Genomic DNA, 16,559 nt, shown 5'->3' with positions numbered 1-16,559 from the left:
CATGTCTGGGGATGATCGCGAGCCAATAGGGCGCAAGGGCAAGAAAGCCCAACCCAAAGCCGCACCGAAACGGCCACTGCGCCGGCGGCGTGATGAAGATGAATACGAAGAAGACTATTTGGATGATGACGACCACGACGATGATGACTATGACGACGAGGAAGAACCGATGCCAAGAAAGGTAGCATCACGTCCCCCCCGCAAAAAACGCCGCTGGCTTGGGTTATTGATCAAACTGTTCTTGGTCGGTGCCGTTGTGTTAGCCGTTTATGGGGTGTACCTCGATTCGCAAATCCGCAGCCGTATCGATGGCAAAGTGTGGCAACTGCCCGCCGCCGTCTATGGCCGTATGGTTAACCTCGAACCGGGCATGTCCTACAGCAAAAAAGAGATGGTCGATCTGCTGGAAGGGATGCAATACCGTCAGGTGAGCCGCATGACTCGCCCAGGTGAGTTTACCGTGCAGGGCGATAATATTGAGATCTTACGCCGACCGTTTGATTTCCCTGATGCCAAAGAGGGCCAAATTCGCGCCCGCTTAGTGTTTAAAAACGATCGTCTAGCCCAGATTCAAAATCTGGACAGTCAGCGTGATTTTGGCTTTTTACGCCTCGATCCTAAGCTGATTACCATGCTGCAATCCCCTAACGGTGAGCAGCGCCTGTTTGTGCCACGTGCCGGTTTCCCCGATTTGCTGGTGGACACCTTGCTGGCAACAGAAGACCGCCATTTCTATGAGCATGATGGTATCAGCCCATATTCAATTGGCCGTGCGATGCTGGCTAACCTGACGGCCGGTAAGGCGGTGCAGGGCGGGAGTACCCTCACGCAGCAGTTAGTCAAAAACCTGTTCCTGACTAACGAACGTTCGCTGTGGCGTAAAGCCAACGAAGCCTACATGGCGCTGTTGGTGGATTATCGTTACAGCAAAGATCGCATTCTGGAGCTTTATCTGAACGAAGTGTACCTCGGTCAGAGTGGCAGTGATCAGATTCGTGGTTTCCCGTTGGCGAGCCTGTATTACTTTGGGCGTCCAGTGGATGAGCTGAGCCTCGACCAGCAAGCTATGCTGGTAGGGATGGTGAAAGGTGCGTCGCTGTATAACCCGTGGCGTAACCCTAAACTGGCCCTTGAACGCCGTAATCTGGTGCTGCGCCTGTTGCAGAATCAGGGCGTGATCGACGCCGAGCTTTACACCATGCTTAGCGCACGCCCATTGGGCGTTCAGCCGAAAGGCGGTGTCATTACGCCTCAGCCTGCGTTTATGCAGATGGTGCGTCAAGAGCTGCAACAAAAACTGGGTGATAAGTACAACGATCTGTCCGGCGTGAAGATTTTCACCACGCTGGATCCGGTTTCCCAAGATGCAGCAGAAAAAGCCATCGAAGACGGCATTCCTGCTCTGCGAGCAGCGCGTCACTTAGATGATTTGGAAGCGGCGATGGTGGTTGTCGATCGCTTCAGCGGTGAAGTTCGTGCCATGGTAGGTGGTGCACAGCCGCAATTTGCCGGTTTTAACCGAGCAATGCAGGCGCGCCGTTTGGTTGGGTCACTCGCCAAGCCGCCGACTTATCTGACGGCTCTTAGTGAGCCAGATAAATACCGCTTGAATACGTGGCTGTCGGATCAACCACTGTCTATCAAGCTGCCGAATGGCTCGTCGTGGCAGCCGAAAAACTATGACCGCCAGTTCCGTGGCCAGGTGATGTTGGTCGATGCGCTGGCGAACTCGCTGAACGTGCCGACGGTGAATCTGGGGATGTCGGTTGGGCTGGATCAGATAACAGCGATGTTACAGCGTTTGGGTATCCCGAAATCGGTGATTAATCCAGTGCCTGCCATGTTGTTGGGGGCCATTGACTTAACGCCGGTTGAAGTGGCGCAGGAGTATCAAACCATCGCCAGTGGCGGGAATCGTGCGCCATTATCGGCGGTACGATCCGTCATTGCCGAAGACGGGACTGTGCTGTATCAAAGTTTCCCGCAGGCAGAACGTATGGTGCCACCACAGGCCGCGTATTTGACGTTGTATGCGATGCAACAAGGTGTTGCCCGCGGAACCTCGCGCTCACTGTCAGTGAAATTCTCTAAATACAATCTGGCGGCAAAAACCGGTACCACCAATGATCTGCGTGATAGCTGGTTTGCGGGTATCGACGGTAAGGAAGTGGCGATTGCTTGGGTAGGACGTGACAATAACGGCCCAGCCAAATTAACCGGTGCTAACGGCGCATTGACTTTATATCGCCGCTATCTGGAAAACCAAACGCCATTGCCGTTGGTATTGCAGCCACCGGAAGGGATTAACCAGATGAACATTGACTCAGCAGGTAACTTTGTCTGCGGTGACGGCGGGGGTATGCGCTCGATTCCGGTATGGACGGAGAATCCGCAAGGGCTGTGTCAGGCAGCAGCACCGGCGGAGCAACCAAAAGCTGACGGCGACGGTGTCGCGGGTTGGATCAAAGATATGTTCGGGCAGTAACTTGCTGTTCTGAAAACCAAGGCCCTTCGGCGCTATGTTCGAAGGGTCTTTTTTTTGCCTGTTATCCCGCTAAATCGGCTGGCTTAGCGCTTGCAGTTCGCCGTGGGTTACGCATAAACTACCGGCTTTGATAATTATTTCACTTTGATAATTATTATCGTTTAGATTTATCTTCTCGCTTGATACTTAATCGCGCAAAGCAGGGCATTATCTTGGACCAACAGGCAAGCCAATCCAGCATCTTCACACTCCAAGGGCTGAGTTTTTCAGTTCCTGGGCGAACCTTATTGCAGCCACTGTCATTGACCTTTCCTCAAGGGAAAGTCTGCGGGCTGATTGGGCATAATGGTTCCGGCAAATCGACGCTATTAAAAATGCTGGGTCGTCATCAACCGCCTTCAAGTGGCGAAGCCTTGCTCAATGATGTGCCATTGGCGTTATGGGACAATAAAGCCTTTGCTCGTGAGGTGGCCTATTTGCCACAACAGTTGCCTGCGGCGGAAGGGATGACAGTGCGTGAATTAGTCGCGATTGGCCGTTACCCGTGGCATGGTGCGTTAGGGCGTTTTCGGCAGGAAGACCGCCAACAGGTAGAAGAGGCGATCGCGCTGGTGGATTTAAAGCCGCTAGCGAACCGGTTAGTGGATAGCTTATCTGGCGGTGAACGCCAGCGTGCATGGCTGGCGATGATGGTGGCGCAAAATAGTCGCTGCCTGTTGCTGGATGAACCGACCTCGGCGTTGGACATCGCTCATCAAGTCGAAGTGTTAGGGCTGATTCAGCGCCTTAGCCGTGAACGCGGCTTGACGGTCATTGCCGTACTGCATGATATCAATATGGCGGCCCGCTACTGTGACCATTTAGTGGCATTGCGTGGCGGGGAAATGATAGCCCAAGGCCCTGCTGACAGCCTGATGCAAGGGGCGGTATTAGAACAAATTTACGGTATTCCGATGGGAATCTTGCCGCATCCGGCCGGTGGTGCGCCGGTAAGTTTCGTGTATTGATGAAAACCACGCGACCTATGATTCAATCCCCGCTAGACGCGCCTGATCGCACTCGCCGTAAGTTACTCACGGCGTTGGCGCTCTCGCCATTACTGTCTTCATTGCCGAGTTGGGCGTCGGCTTCGCCTGTATTGGATAGTCAGCGTGTCGTTGCGTTGGAATGGCTACCGACGGAACTGCTGCTCTCACTCGGCGTTACGCCATATGGCGTGGCAGATACCCATAATTACCGATTATGGGTTGAAGAACCCGTACTGCCCGCTAGCGTCATTGATGTTGGCCAGCGCACTGAACCCAATCTGGAATTGCTCCAGCAAATGGCTCCGTCGTTGATCCTGATGTCGAAAGGCTTTGGCCCCTCACCGCAAATGCTCGCACCTATCGCTCCCTCCATGAGTTTTGCCTTCAACGAAGAAGGCAGTTCTCCACTGGCGGTGGGCAAGAACTCCTTACGAGCATTGGGGCAACGGCTAGGATTGGAAGCAGCGGCAGAGCAGCATATCGCTGATTTTAAAAACTTTATGCTGGCTGCTCGTCAGCGCTTCGCTGATCACGGGCAGCGATCATTACTTATGTTTTCCCTACTGGATACCCGCCACGCATTGGTCGTCGGTCAGGGCAGCTTGTTTCAGGATGTTTTGGACGAGTTGAACATTAAAAATGCTTGGCAAGGGGAGACTAACCTTTGGGGCAGCACGGTGGTTGGGATTGAGCGTTTAGCGATGATAAAACCGGGGCAGGCCATTTGCTTTAGCCACGGCAATAGCGAGATTTTACAGCAAGTTGAGCGTACCCCATTGTGGCAATCCATGTCTTTTGTTCGTGAAAATCAATTACGCATATTACCGCCAGTTTGGTTCTATGGATCGACGCTATCTGCCATGCGTTTTGTCCGCCTGTTAGAACCGGTATGGGGTAAAGCATCATGATGGTCAAACACCTGCGTAAAAGCTGGCTGCTGCCTACGGGATTGCTGGGTTTGTTGTTGATCATTGCGGTGGCATTAACACTGCATAATCTTCACCAATTACTGCCGGTTGCACTTTGGCGCGAAGCATTATGGCAGCCTGACAGTGATGACGTGCGTCAGATGTTATTCCACTACAGTCAATTGCCCCGTCTCGTCGTGGCATTACTTACCGGTGCTGGATTAGGGCTGGTTGGGGTGCTGTTCCAGCAAGTACTGCGTAATCCGCTGGCTGAGCCAGCCACGCTAGGTGTGGCTGCTGGAGCCCAGTTGGGCTTAACCATTGCCACATTGTGGATGTTGCCTGGCGGTGAACTGACTCGCCAATTGGCCGCTATGGCTGGGGGTATTACCATCGGTGTGCTGGTTTTTGGCGTGGCGTGGGGCAAACGAATGTCACCTGTCACGTTGATACTGGCTGGGTTGGTGCTCGGCTTATATTGTAGTGCGGTCAGTAACTTACTGGCGCTGTTCAATTATGACCAACTGCAAGGGTTGTTCTTGTGGAGCAGTGGCGCTTTAAATCAACAGGATTGGAGCACGGTGCAGTTTTTGCTACCACGCTTGCTGATAACCTGCTTATTAGCAGCATTGCTGATTCGCCCACTCACCCTGTTGGGGCTTGATGATGGCGTAGCGCGTAACTTGGGGTTGGGGCTATCGCTGGCGCGTCTTAGCGCACTGGGGTTAGCCATTATCTTCAGCGCCATGTTGGTCAATGCCGTGGGTGTGATTGGGTTTATCGGCTTATTTGCTCCTCTGCTGGCAAAAATTCTCGGTGCGCGGCGGTTATCACAGCGCCTTATATTGGCACCCTTACTGGGCGCTTTGCTGCTGTGGGTGACGGATCAGGGCATTGTTTGGTTGGCGCAAGTTTGGCGGGAGATCCCCACCGGCGCGGCGACGGCATTGATTGGTGCACCGCTGTTATTATGGTTACTGCCCCGTCTGCACAACGCCATGGCGCCGTCGATGGATTTTGGTGACAATGTGCCCGCTGAACGGCAGCGTTTGGGGCTATGGATCAGTGCCGGTTTACTGCTGTTACTGGCCGGATTGACGGTGGCCCTGATGTTTGGCCGCGACAGCCAAGGTTGGACTTGGATCCGCGGTGATGATTTGCAGGCTTTGCTGCATTGGCGTTGGCCACGGGTATTGGCGGCGTTAGCCGCGGGTATGATGTTGGCAGTCGCGGGGACGTTGATTCAAAAATTGACCGGTAACCCGATGGCGAGCCCCGAAGTATTAGGGATCAGTTCCGGCGCGTCTTTCGGCGTGGTCATTATGATGTTCATCGTACCCGGTAATGCGTTGGCGTGGTTACTGCCGGCGGGCAGTGTAGGGGCCGCGCTCACTTTGCTGCTGATACTGGTCGTCGCAGGGCGGGGCGGGTTCTCCCCAAGTAGAATGCTTTTGGCGGGGATCGCACTAAGCACCGCCTTTACCACGGTCATCACCATGCTGCTAGCCAGTGGCGATCCACGCATGCGCGGGTTATTGGCATGGATTTCAGGTTCTACCTACGCTGTTGATGGTTCGCAGGCATTGAGTACCGGATTCATCGCTGTGGTGTTGATTGCCTTAGCCCCCCTTTGTCGCCGTTGGTTAATGATCCTCCCCTTGGGTAGCGTGACAGCCAGAGCCCTCGGTGTTGCGCTCGCGCCCAGCCGGTTAGCTATTTTGCTGTTGGCTGCCACCATGACGGCCGCGGCGACGTTAACCGTTGGGCCATTAAGTTTTGTCGGGTTGATGGCCCCTCATATGGCGCGCATGATGGGCTTTCGCCGTGCGATCCCACAACTGTTTATCGCCGCTATCTTGGGCGGTTTGCTGATGGTCTTTGCTGATTGGTGTGGCCGGATGTTGTTGTTCCCGAACCAAATTCCGGCAGGGCTGTTGGCGACGTTTATCGGTGCGCCGTATTTCGTTTATTTATTACGTAAGCAGGGGCGATAAGCGCTTATTGAACAGCCATCGGCCTCAGTTAAGGTACTGAGGCCGATGGCTGAAACTTGCATTAACGCCCATGATTAGGCAGCGAGTTTTATCGGCGGCGATAAGCATATTGCACGTTAACTGCTGTTACACATTAACTGTTGTTACACATTCAACGGCCATTACACGCTAATCGCTATTACGCCTTAATAGCCATGACAAATGAATGCTGATGACGGATTAAAGCTTAGCAAAGCACCGGCGTGCGGCATCCACAGTTCTCTGGATATCTTCTTTGCTGTGTGCCACGGACATAAAACCGGCTTCGAAAGCAGAAGGTGCCAGATAAATGCCCTCTTCCAGCATCAGATGGAAGAAGCGCTTGAAGCGCTCAACATCGCAATTCATCACATCCTGATAGCAGGTCACGGTTTCGGCATCGGTAAAGAAGATGCCGAACATACCGCCGACATGGTTAACCACGAGTGGAATATTTTCTGCTTTCGCTGCATGTAGCAGGCCCGTTGCCAATGAGTCGGTTAACTCCGTGAGGGTTTCATGGATGCCCACTTGAGCAACTTCAGTCAAACAAGCAAAACCCGCCGCCATAGCGATTGGGTTGCCGGACAGCGTACCTGCCTGATAGACCGGCCCCGTAGGCGCTAATGCATCCATCACGTCGCGGCGGCCACCGAAAGCTCCCACTGGCATGCCGCCACCGATAATTTTACCCAAGCAGGTTAAATCAGGGACGACATTGTAATAATCTTGCGCGCCAGCGAGTGCCACACGAAAACCCGTCATGACCTCATCAATAATCAGCAGCGCACCAAACTCATCACACAATGCGCGCAGACCTGGCAGGAACTCAGGCAACGGCGGCACGCAGTTCATATTACCGGCGACCGGTTCGACGATGATACAAGCCACCTCTTGCGGGTATTGCTCAAAGGCTTCGCGCACACTGGCGAGATCGTTATAAGTACACGTCAGCGTGTGTTTGGCAAAATCGGCAGGGACACCCGGTGAGTTAGGTTGACCCAGTGTTAGCGCCCCAGAACCGGCTTTTACGAGCAGGCAGTCCGCATGGCCGTGATAGCAGCCTTCAAACTTAATGATCTTGTCGCGCCCAGTGAAACCGCGAGCCAGACGAATGGCACTCATGGTTGCTTCGGTGCCTGAGTTGACCATGCGCACCATGTCCATGGTGGGGACTAGATCGGTCACCAACTGTGCCATTTTCACTTCCATCTCGGTTGGTGCACCGAAACTTAAACCACGTTCAACGGCTTCAATCACGGCCTGACGAATCGCTGGGTGGTTGTGGCCTAACACCATTGGACCCCAAGAGCCGACATAATCGATATAAGCTTTGCCATCGACGTCAAACAAGAAAGCGCCATCGGCACGTTCGATAAACAATGGGACGCCACCGACACCAGTGAATGCACGCACTGGAGAGTTAACCCCACCTGGAATTAACTGTTTAGCTTGGGCGTACAAATTTTCGGATTGGCTCATAAAGGGGCTCCTGAGTTGGGTTTGGCGAGATGAGCGGTGATGATATCCAGCTTAACGATATCAATCTTAACAACATCAACCTCACTAACATCCGCCTGACAAAAGAATATTGCGGCCTATTCTAAAGAACTGGCAGCGGTTATCAAATGATTGGGTATATTAAACTGTTGGCTTGCGCAGCGTGCCGCAAAACTTATGTGTTGCCATTCAAACGGCCTGCCATGAGCCAGATCATTTCGTCGCGATTAAAGCAGGCACATCATGGGGACGTAGACTAAACTCAGGCTACTGTTTATTTGTATTACTTATTATTCAACGTGAAAGCATATAAACCATGACTGACTCAACACAAAACATCTCCTCCGAAGGTGAGACTGAGCGCAAACGCGGGCGATTTATCCATGCACTGGTAAACCGTGACAAAACCCCATTGGTTATTCTTATCATGGCAGCACTTGTTGGGGTGATTACGGGTTTGCTGGGGGTTGCGTTTGATCTCGGTGTCGATTGGATTCAGCAGCAAAGATTAGCCTCACTGGCGAAGGTGGCAGACTCGGCCATTTTGGTCTGGCCGCTAGCGTTTATTATGTCGGCGCTCTTGGCGATGGTGGGGTATTTTCTGGTGCGTCGCTTCGCGCCTGAAGCGGGTGGCTCTGGGATCCCTGAAATTGAAGGCGCAATGGAAGAGATGCGTCCTGTGCGGTGGTGGCGGGTTATTCCCGTTAAATTTATTGGCGGCCTAGGGACGTTGGGCGCAGGCATGGTGTTAGGCCGTGAAGGGCCGATGGTGCAGATGGGGGGCAATAGCGGGCGCATGGTCGTCGATATCTTCCGCCTACGCAGCCCAGAAGCTCGGCATTCATTATTAGCGACGGGGGCAGCTGCGGGGCTTTCTGCCGCTTTTAATGCCCCGTTAGCCGGGATTTTATTCGTTATTGAGGAGATGCGCTCGCAGTTCCGCTATAGCCTAGTTTCAATCAAAGCGGTATTTGTCGGGGTTATCACCTCTACCATTGTTTATCGCTATTTCAATGGTGAACGCGCCATTATTGATGTCGGAAAGCTCAGTGATGTACCGCTGAATTCCTTGTGGCTCTATCTCATACTGGGCATTATTTTTGGTGCAGTTGGCGTGATTTTCAATGCACTCATCTTTCGTACTCAAGACTGGTTTGTGCGTATTCATGGTGGTGATTGGCGCAAATTGGTATTGATCGGGGGCTTGCTGGGGGGGATGTGCGGTTTACTGGCACTGATTCATGGTGAAGCGGTGGGTGGTGGGTTTACATTAATTCCCATTGCGCTGGCCGGTAACTTTAGTATTGGCATGTTGATCTTCATCTTCATTGCCCGAATCATCACCACTTTACTGTGCTTTGGCTCAGGTGCTCCGGGCGGGATATTTGCCCCAATGTTGGCTCTAGGGACCATTCTCGGCACGGCTTATGGCCTATCTTGCGCGCACTTATTCCCTGAATACGGTATTGAGGCTGGGACATTCGCTATCGCGGGGATGGGGGCACTGTTTGCCGCTTCGGTACGTGCGCCATTGACGGGCATCGTATTGGTGCTGGAAATGACCGATAACTATCAGCTTATTTTGCCGATGATCGTGACTTGTTTAGGGGCGACATTAATTGCTCAATTTATGGGTGGCAAACCCTTGTATTCAGCTATTTTGGCCCGCACATTAGAGAAGCAAGAGCAGGCAGCATCAGCGGCAGCCCAGCAACAACCGGTGGTTGAAAGTGAGGCTCGAACAGGTAGATAATATGTATCATTAGTCGGCAATACTTGAATGAATTACTCGGGTATTGGATAATTGATGCATAGAACAGGCTGCCATTGTAGTAACCTGCAACTCGAACACCGGTTGGGAGTGATGAGCATGAGCGAAGAAACAGTACTGCCCCTACAGTTTACCGAGGCGGCGGCAAAAAAAGTTAAGCTGCTGATTTCAGATGAGGAAAATCCAAATCTGAAGTTACGAGTTTATATTACCGGTGGCGGATGTAGCGGGTTCCAATACGGTTTTACTTTTGATGACCAAATCAACGATGGTGATATGACCATTGAAAAACAAGGTGTAGAGCTGGTCGTTGACCCAATGAGCCTACAATATCTGGTCGGCGGTGCAGTGGATTACACCGAAGGGTTAGAAGGTTCACGTTTTATCGTGACGAATCCGAATGCGAAGAGTACTTGTGGGTGCGGTTCTTCTTTCAGTATCTAATTTACCCTGCGCCCTTGACGCCTCAGCGGCGTTAGCGGCACTGACTCACCCAAATCACTTACTGGTGTAAGCTCATTGGGACTCGTTCGCTTGCTGCCTTGCTGAAACGCCAATGGCTTTGGGTAAACCCTGTGCCCTTGACGTCTCAGAGGCGTTAGCGGCACTGACTCACCCAAATCACTTACTGGTGTAAGCTCATTGGGATTCGTTCGTTTGCTGCCTTGCTGAGACGCCAATAAAAAACCGCAACATTGAGTCGCGGTTTTTTTATATGTGAATCTTACCATTCTACTGTAATCAGTTGTGCTATCTGACTCTTACGACTGAGACTGTCTTTGCTAAGCAGCGAACCATCTGGAGCAATAAAAGCATGGCTGATTTTAGGCTCTGCCACCCATCCACCTCCTTGGCGACACTGTATTTCTGGATAATTCACGTTTGAATCATTTGCTGTGTGAGCCGATTGATTCGGGGACTGCACCTGACAAGATGAAACGATAGTCAGACGTATATCTAGTGTGCCGCTAAGCCCCTGGGCCAGCGACGGACTGGCAAAAAATACCAGCCAAAACATCAAAAAAACATATTTCATCATTTTAACTGCGCTTGTGACTGTCGGTGTCCCATTTAGTCAGCTAAATGGGGATATCCTTCTTGCTTGATGTAGCAGCTTGTTCGCTGCAACGATATTAGTTTGAATGATATCGACTAATTATTTAAAAACTTGAAGATTTAAATCACATCAATACAAAAAATAAGATTGAGTAGCTGAATCAATGCGTGGATTTTCTGACGCCAAAAGAGCCTAAAAATTCAACGTGAAGATTAAAAACTGTACGTAGTGTACAAAATATAAGCTTAGTTTGGCAATTATTCTTGCGGGCCGTTATTAATGCTCAATTTCAAAGGTTGGCAACTTCAAGCGCCAGCGGATGGCCGCAAGCCGAATGCCGAGCGTTATCACCATCCCCAGCATCATCGCTTGCTGCAATGGCATGCCGAAAGTGTAAAAAGCGGTAGCATGGACAATACCGCCAATGATGCAGGCTGTGGCATAAATCTCAGTCCGTAGGATCATCGGTATTTCACGCGCGAGCACATCACGGATAATCCCGCCGCCAACACCGGTGATCACGCCCATACAGATAGCCACCAACGGGCTGGCATCCGCCGCAAAGGCTTTATTGACACCGATACCCACGAATACAGCCAGACCAATGGCATCCAACACTGGTAGTATCCATTTTGGTGTCCGTCTTGGCTGACGGACCAATAAAATTGTTGCTAGACAAGTGACCATTGCCACCACCAAATCCGTGGGGTCTTTTACCCAAAATACGGGGCCATTGGCTAACGCCATATCGCGGATAGTGCCACCGCCGACGGCGGTCACTACCCCCAAAACCAGCACCCCGAACGGATCCATCCGCAACTTTCCCGCCAGCAACACGCCGGAGATAGCAAATACCGCAGTACCTAAAATATCCAGCCAATAAACCAGCATTAATGTGACTCCGCCACAGGGGATGGAAGGCTGGCCATTTGCTGGCACAGCTGTTTAGCGGCCAGCAGGATACGTGGGCCAGCGCGATTAAACCAGTCCTCATTAAGGGTTATCACCGGTACTGTGAGCTGAGGCCGCCAAAAGGCGCTGACGTTCTCAGCCTGAGACTTTTTACCGCCCACGACGATCATTTGTGGTTGGCGGGTCATCACTTGCTCACGGCTCACCTGTGGCCATGGAACACGGCTGTTGGCAAAAATATTCTCTCCCCCACATACAGAGACGATCTCACTCTGTAAGGTATGCCCTGAACTGGTAAATAAGGGCTGTGTACCAAATTGCAGGAAAGTACGCAGTGGGGATTGGCGAGCATAACGGCTACGTAATTCAGCAAATTGCTGGCGTAGCTGCTCGGCAGCCTGATGAGCTTGCTCAGGATGGGGGCTATATTGCGCCAATTTATCCAGATCATCCGCAATCTGATCAATATTAATGGGATCAGAATAGAGAATTGGAATGCCAAAAGAAGCGAGTTGTTCCAGTGGACGCTGTGGGTTTCCACCACGCCAAGCAAGGATGAGGTCAGGTTTAAGTGCCAAAATTCGCTCGACATTGACGCCCTGCCACGATGCCACATGTTCCAGTTTTTTCGCCGCTTCGGGATAGTCAGAGTAAGCACTTACTGCGACCAGTTTATCCCCCAACCCAGCAGCATAGGCCAACTCGGTGGTACTGGGCGATAAACTGATAATCCGTTCTACCGCCGATGCCTGTATGCAAAACAGGCCAATCAAGACCAGAACGATGACTTGAAAGCGAGCGATAGCTGATTGTGCCAAAGGGGCAAAAATAAACCGCCCCATTAACCGCGTTGAGCCAGCGTTGTTAACATTGCTTCAATCATACGTGTTGATTGTTTCGCGGCGACAACCAAGAATTCATCAAAGCTCAGGTGAGATTCTTTATCTGCTACATCTGAAATCGCGCGAACGACAACGAATGGCGTCTTGAACAGATGACAAACGTGACCAATGGCAGCAGCTTCCATTTCAACGGCTGCGACAGTCGGGAAAGTGGCACGAATTCGTTCCAGTGGTGCCGCCCCATTAATGAAGGCATCACCGCTGCAAATCAAACCGCGCACCGCGTTTAGGTCTAATTCTTTGATGCAATTTTCAGCCAACGCAATCAAATCTGCATCAGCAACGAAGGCGGCAGGACAACCAGCCATCTGGCCGGGTTCATAGCCAAACGCAGTGACATCAGCATCGTGATAGCGAACTTCAGTTGATACCACGATATCGCCCACTTTCAGGCTAGAGGCCAAACCGCCCGCAGAACCGGTATTGATCACGACATTCGGCTTAAAATGCTCTAACAGTAAGGTTGTTCCCATTGCGGCAGAGACTTTGCCGATACCGGATTTCAGCAATACGACGTCCACGCCATTAAGTTTGCCGCTGTACATCTCGCAGCCTGCACGGACTAAGGTTTGGCGGTTTTCAATTTTGTCACGCAGTAGCGTCACTTCTTCTTCCATTGCACCAATAATGCCGACTTTCATAAGGGTACCTGCTGATTTTAAAGGATGGATTAATCTGTCATTAACGGCATACAGTTTATCAGCTAAGTGCGATATTCGGGTAGTTCAGCCAAGATAATGCGTAATGTGCCGCAGTTCATACGTTATCAATTGCATCTATGGTCAAGAGTGAGTATCACTATTTGTAATGAAATATCAGGGGGAAATATGTCTGGGATCGACTTTAAGCAGAAAATTAGTTTCCAGCGGCCATTCGGTAAACCCAGTTCGGCGGAAGACGAATATGAGATTACCCGAGTATTCGAAAGCGATCGTGGGCGTATTGTCAACTCTGCGGCAATAAGGCGTTTACAGCAAAAAACACAGGTATTTCCGCTAGAGCGTAATGCGGCGGTACGCAGTCGCCTGACGCATTCGTTGGAAGTCCAGCAGGTGGGGCGATATATTGCCAAAGAAATCCTAAATCGATTTAAGCAAGATAAAAAGATCACGGTTTATGGTTTGGATAAACTGCTAGATCCTTTTGAAAGTATTGTGGAAATGGCTTGCCTGATGCATGACATCGGTAACCCGCCTTTTGGCCATTTTGGCGAGTCGGCTATCAATAATTGGTTTTCCAAACAGATGGATCCAAACGGTGGTGGAGTAGAACCGCGGGGTAAGGATCAATGCTTGGTGAACGCGCTTAGGCTGCGAGAAGGCGAAGCTGAACTGAATATCCTACGCAGCAAAATACGCCATGATCTCAGCCAGTTTGAAGGTAACGCACAAGCTATACGGTTAGTTTACAGCTTATTAAAACTGAATCTGACTTATGCGCAAGTGGGCTGTATTCTGAAATATACAAAACCGGCTTATTGGTCTGGCGATATTCCTAATTCTCATCATTATTTGATGAAGAAGCCAGGTTTTTATCTTGCCGAAGAAAACTATGTGAAAGATTTACGCCGTGAACTCAATATGGGGGAGTTTAATCGTTTCCCGCTCACCTATATTATGGAAGCCGCCGATGATATTTCTTATTGCATCGCTGATTTAGAAGATGCGGTAGAAAAAAGTATTTTTAGCGTTGAGCAACTTTATGACCATATGATGAAAGAGTGGGGCGATGTCACGCATGGTGATTTGTTTGATAAAGTAGTCGGAAGTGCATTTAGACAATTGGGGCGTGAACAAGGTCGGCGCAGTACTGAAGATCAATTCTTTATGTATTTACGAGTCAATACGGTAGGAAAATTGGTTCCCCATGCCGCACAACGTTTTATTGAAAACCTACCGGCTGTCTTTTCTGGTTCTTTTAATCAAGCATTATTAGAAGATTCCAGTGCAGCATGTAAATTATTGCAAATTTTTAAAAAGGTTGCAGTAAAACACGTATTTAATCATCCAGAAGTAGAACAGCTTGAATTACAAGGATATAGAGTAATTAGTGGGTTGCTCGACATTTATAGCCCGCTATTAGCGATGCCACAGGCGGCTTTCACGCAATTAGTTGCCCAAGATAGCCACCGCCAGTATCCCATTGAGACACGGCTATTTCATAAATTGTCGACAAAACATCGTTTATCTTATGCTGAATCAGTCGAGAGGCTACGGAATTTACCATCAGAACATTATGAGATATATGAATATTATTATCGCGCTCGTCTCATTCAAGATTATATCAGTGGCATGACAGACCTTTATGCTTACGATGAATATCGGCGCTTAATGGCTGCAGAATAGTATGCAAACAAATTAAGTTTCCCTTTTAATTAACTGTAGTTTTGTAAAGACGGACAATATTTTTTACTTTTCTGATTCTTGGGTCTATGAACTTCAACCCCCATATTCAATCTTACAAGCAAGACGACATTAGTCTGCCACATCATTTATTGAATCATTATTAATTGTATATCGGGAATCAGAATACATGAAAAAAACAGCTTTAGTGTTAAGTGCATTGGCATTGAGCGTCGGTTTAGCCATGGGGCCAGTTTCTACTGCCATTTCGGCAGAAACGGTTGCTTCTAGCAGCCAGCAACTCCCAAGCCTAGCGCCAATGCTAGAGAAAGTCATGCCTTCCGTTGTGAGTATCAACGTAGAAGGTAGCGCTCAGGTAAGCAATGCCGGTGCGGGTGGTATGCCACCACAATTCCAGCAGTTCTTTGGCGATGACTCACCATTCTGTCAGGATGGCTCTCCGTTCCAGGGTTCTCCAATGTGTCAGGGCGGCCAAGGTGGTAAAGGTGGCATGCCAAGTAAGCAAGAGTTCCGTGCGCTGGGATCTGGGGTCATTATTGATGCCGCCAAAGGCTACGTCGTGACCAATAACCACGTGGTGGATAATGCGACCAAAATCAATGTCAAATTGAGCGATGGCCGCAGCTATGAAGCGAAAGTTATCGGTAAAGATCCGCGTACTGATATTGCTTTGTTGCAGTTGAAAGATTTTAAAAACCTGACCGCCATTAAAATGGCTGATTCGGATCAACTGCGCGTCGGTGATTATACCGTCGCCATCGGTAATCCTTATGGGCTAGGTGAAACCGTCACTTCCGGTATCGTATCCGCCTTGGGCCGCAGTGGCTTGAACGTAGAAAACTACGAAAACTTTATCCAGACAGATGCCGCGATTAACCGTGGTAACTCTGGCGGTGCGTTGATCAACCTCAATGGTGAACTGATCGGCATTAACACGGCTATTTTGGCTCCAGATGGCGGTAATATCGGTATCGGTTTTGCCATCCCAAGTAACATGGTGAAAAACCTGACAGCTCAGATGGTTGAGTTTGGTCAGGTGAAACGTGGTGAGCTGGGTATCATGGGGACTGAGCTGAATTCTGAACTGGCAAAAGCCATGAATGTTGATGCTCAGAAAGGGGCCTTTATCAGCCAAGTCGTGCCGAAATCTGCTGCTGCGAAAGCTGGGATCAAAGCAGGTGATGTGATTGTTAGCATGAATGGCAAAGCAATCAACAGCTTCGCTGGCTTCCGTGCTGAAATTGGTACGCTGCCTGTTGGTAGCAAAATGACCTTAGGTCTGCTGCGTGATGGTAAGCCTATCAATGTAGACGTGACCTTAGAGCAGAGCAGTCAATCACAAGTTGACTCAGGCAATCTCTATACCGGTATTGAGGGGGCTGAACTGAGCAACTCTGATGTTAACGGTAAAAAAGGCGTGAAAGTCGACAACGTGAAAAGCGGCACTGCTGCAGCGCGTATCGGTCTGAAGAAAGGCGATATTATTATCGGGATTAACCAGCAGCCAGTCCAAAATCTGGGTGAACTGCGTAAGATTCTTGATTCTAAGCCATCAGTATTAGCATTGAATATTCAGCGTGGTGACACATCACTCTATTTGTTGATGCAGTAACGAATGCTG

The 16,559-nt window shown here is 50.3% G+C and carries 13 protein-coding genes; 8 read left to right on the top strand and 5 right to left on the bottom strand.

Going from position 1 to position 16,559, the window contains the following annotated elements; all coding sequences use genetic code 11:
* The first annotated feature begins 1 nt into the window (after nt 1).
* From mrcB to fhuB, 4 genes are all read left to right on the top strand, one after another.
* Complete coding sequence (gene mrcB, locus DA391_RS18385; RefSeq protein WP_050080277.1) at nt 2-2,485, top strand: bifunctional glycosyl transferase/transpeptidase; 2,484 nt, start codon at nt 2-4, stop codon at nt 2,483-2,485.
* A gap of 212 nt (nt 2,486-2,697) precedes the next feature.
* Nucleotides 2,698-3,492: a Fe3+-hydroxamate ABC transporter ATP-binding protein FhuC gene (fhuC, locus tag DA391_RS18380; RefSeq protein ID WP_072084606.1), complete on the top strand. Its 795-nt coding sequence runs from the start codon at nt 2,698-2,700 to the stop codon at nt 3,490-3,492.
* A 17-nt stretch (nt 3,493-3,509) separates the two neighbouring features.
* A complete protein-coding gene (gene fhuD / locus DA391_RS18375) occupies nt 3,510-4,421 on the top strand; it encodes a Fe(3+)-hydroxamate ABC transporter substrate-binding protein FhuD (RefSeq protein ID WP_167398182.1) in 912 nt (303 codons plus the stop codon).
* Nucleotides 4,418-6,415, top strand: a complete 1,998-nt coding sequence (gene fhuB, locus DA391_RS18370; RefSeq protein ID WP_072084607.1) for a Fe(3+)-hydroxamate ABC transporter permease FhuB — start codon at nt 4,418-4,420, stop codon at nt 6,413-6,415. Before fhuD ends, fhuB begins: the two co-directional genes overlap by 4 nt.
* A 219-nt stretch (nt 6,416-6,634) precedes the next feature.
* On the opposite strand, the gene hemL is transcribed toward fhuB, so the two are convergent.
* Nucleotides 6,635-7,915 carry a glutamate-1-semialdehyde 2,1-aminomutase gene (gene hemL, locus DA391_RS18365; RefSeq protein WP_050080279.1) on the bottom strand — a complete coding sequence of 427 codons (1,281 nt, stop codon included), beginning with the start codon at nt 7,913-7,915 and terminating at the stop codon, nt 6,635-6,637.
* A gap of 334 nt (nt 7,916-8,249) precedes the next feature.
* Between hemL and clcA the strand changes: the two genes are divergently transcribed.
* On the top strand, nt 8,250-9,686 hold the full coding sequence (gene clcA, locus DA391_RS18360) for a H(+)/Cl(-) exchange transporter ClcA (protein WP_050080280.1): 1,437 nt from the start codon (nt 8,250-8,252) through the stop codon (nt 9,684-9,686).
* 117 nt (nt 9,687-9,803) lie between these two features.
* On the top strand, nt 9,804-10,148 hold the full coding sequence (gene erpA / locus DA391_RS18355; protein WP_019211028.1) for an iron-sulfur cluster insertion protein ErpA: 345 nt from the start codon (nt 9,804-9,806) through the stop codon (nt 10,146-10,148).
* Between the two features lie 280 nt (nt 10,149-10,428).
* Here the strand turns inward: erpA and DA391_RS18345 are convergent, their stop codons facing one another.
* The 4 genes from DA391_RS18345 to mtnN all read right to left on the bottom strand — a co-directional run bounded on the left by DA391_RS18345 (nt 10,429) and on the right by mtnN (nt 13,216).
* Complete coding sequence (locus DA391_RS18345) at nt 10,429-10,743, bottom strand: hypothetical protein (RefSeq protein WP_108088056.1); 315 nt, start codon at nt 10,741-10,743, stop codon at nt 10,429-10,431.
* 294 nt (nt 10,744-11,037) lie between these two features.
* Nucleotides 11,038-11,652: a TRIC cation channel family protein gene (locus DA391_RS18340; RefSeq protein ID WP_025379458.1), complete on the bottom strand. Its 615-nt coding sequence runs from the start codon at nt 11,650-11,652 to the stop codon at nt 11,038-11,040.
* Complete coding sequence (gene btuF / locus DA391_RS18335; RefSeq protein ID WP_108088055.1) at nt 11,652-12,515, bottom strand: vitamin B12 ABC transporter substrate-binding protein BtuF; 864 nt, start codon at nt 12,513-12,515, stop codon at nt 11,652-11,654. The genes DA391_RS18340 and btuF overlap by 1 nt, the downstream gene beginning before the upstream one ends.
* Complete coding sequence (gene mtnN / locus DA391_RS18330; protein WP_108088054.1) at nt 12,515-13,216, bottom strand: 5'-methylthioadenosine/S-adenosylhomocysteine nucleosidase; 702 nt, start codon at nt 13,214-13,216, stop codon at nt 12,515-12,517. The genes btuF and mtnN overlap by 1 nt, the downstream gene beginning before the upstream one ends.
* 186 nt (nt 13,217-13,402) lie before the next feature.
* Here mtnN and dgt point away from each other — a divergent pair, with 186 nt between their 5' ends.
* Nucleotides 13,403-14,920 carry a dGTPase gene (dgt, locus tag DA391_RS18325; protein ID WP_050285873.1) on the top strand — a complete coding sequence of 506 codons (1,518 nt, stop codon included), beginning with the start codon at nt 13,403-13,405 and terminating at the stop codon, nt 14,918-14,920.
* A gap of 187 nt (nt 14,921-15,107) precedes the next feature.
* Complete coding sequence (gene degP, locus DA391_RS18320; protein ID WP_050080284.1) at nt 15,108-16,550, top strand: serine endoprotease DegP; 1,443 nt, start codon at nt 15,108-15,110, stop codon at nt 16,548-16,550.
* Nucleotides 16,551-16,559 lie beyond the last annotated feature (9 nt).

The sequence above is a fragment of the Yersinia massiliensis genome (assembly GCF_003048255.1).
GTDB classification, from domain to species: Bacteria; Pseudomonadota; Gammaproteobacteria; order Enterobacterales; family Enterobacteriaceae; genus Yersinia; species Yersinia massiliensis_A.
Note: the sequence above shows the minus strand (reverse complement) of the source record. Positions and strands in the feature narration are given on the sequence as shown.

Coding starts and splice junctions, on each gene's coding strand:
- btuF (WP_108088055.1), bottom strand. CDS start 12,515: ATGGGGCGGTTTATTTTTGCCCCTTTGGCACAATCAGCTATCGCTCGC.
- dgt (WP_050285873.1), top strand. CDS start 13,403: ATGTCTGGGATCGACTTTAAGCAGAAAATTAGTTTCCAGCGGCCATTC.
- hemL (WP_050080279.1), bottom strand. CDS start 7,915: ATGAGCCAATCCGAAAATTTGTACGCCCAAGCTAAACAGTTAATTCCA.
- DA391_RS18345 (WP_108088056.1), bottom strand. CDS start 10,743: ATGATGAAATATGTTTTTTTGATGTTTTGGCTGGTATTTTTTGCCAGT.
- erpA (WP_019211028.1), top strand. CDS start 9,804: ATGAGCGAAGAAACAGTACTGCCCCTACAGTTTACCGAGGCGGCGGCA.
- mrcB (WP_050080277.1), top strand. CDS start 2: ATGTCTGGGGATGATCGCGAGCCAATAGGGCGCAAGGGCAAGAAAGCC.
- fhuD (WP_167398182.1), top strand. CDS start 3,510: ATGATTCAATCCCCGCTAGACGCGCCTGATCGCACTCGCCGTAAGTTA.
- DA391_RS18340 (WP_025379458.1), bottom strand. CDS start 11,652: ATGCTGGTTTATTGGCTGGATATTTTAGGTACTGCGGTATTTGCTATC.
- clcA (WP_050080280.1), top strand. CDS start 8,250: ATGACTGACTCAACACAAAACATCTCCTCCGAAGGTGAGACTGAGCGC.
- degP (WP_050080284.1), top strand. CDS start 15,108: ATGAAAAAAACAGCTTTAGTGTTAAGTGCATTGGCATTGAGCGTCGGT.
- fhuB (WP_072084607.1), top strand. CDS start 4,418: ATGATGGTCAAACACCTGCGTAAAAGCTGGCTGCTGCCTACGGGATTG.
- mtnN (WP_108088054.1), bottom strand. CDS start 13,216: ATGAAAGTCGGCATTATTGGTGCAATGGAAGAAGAAGTGACGCTACTG.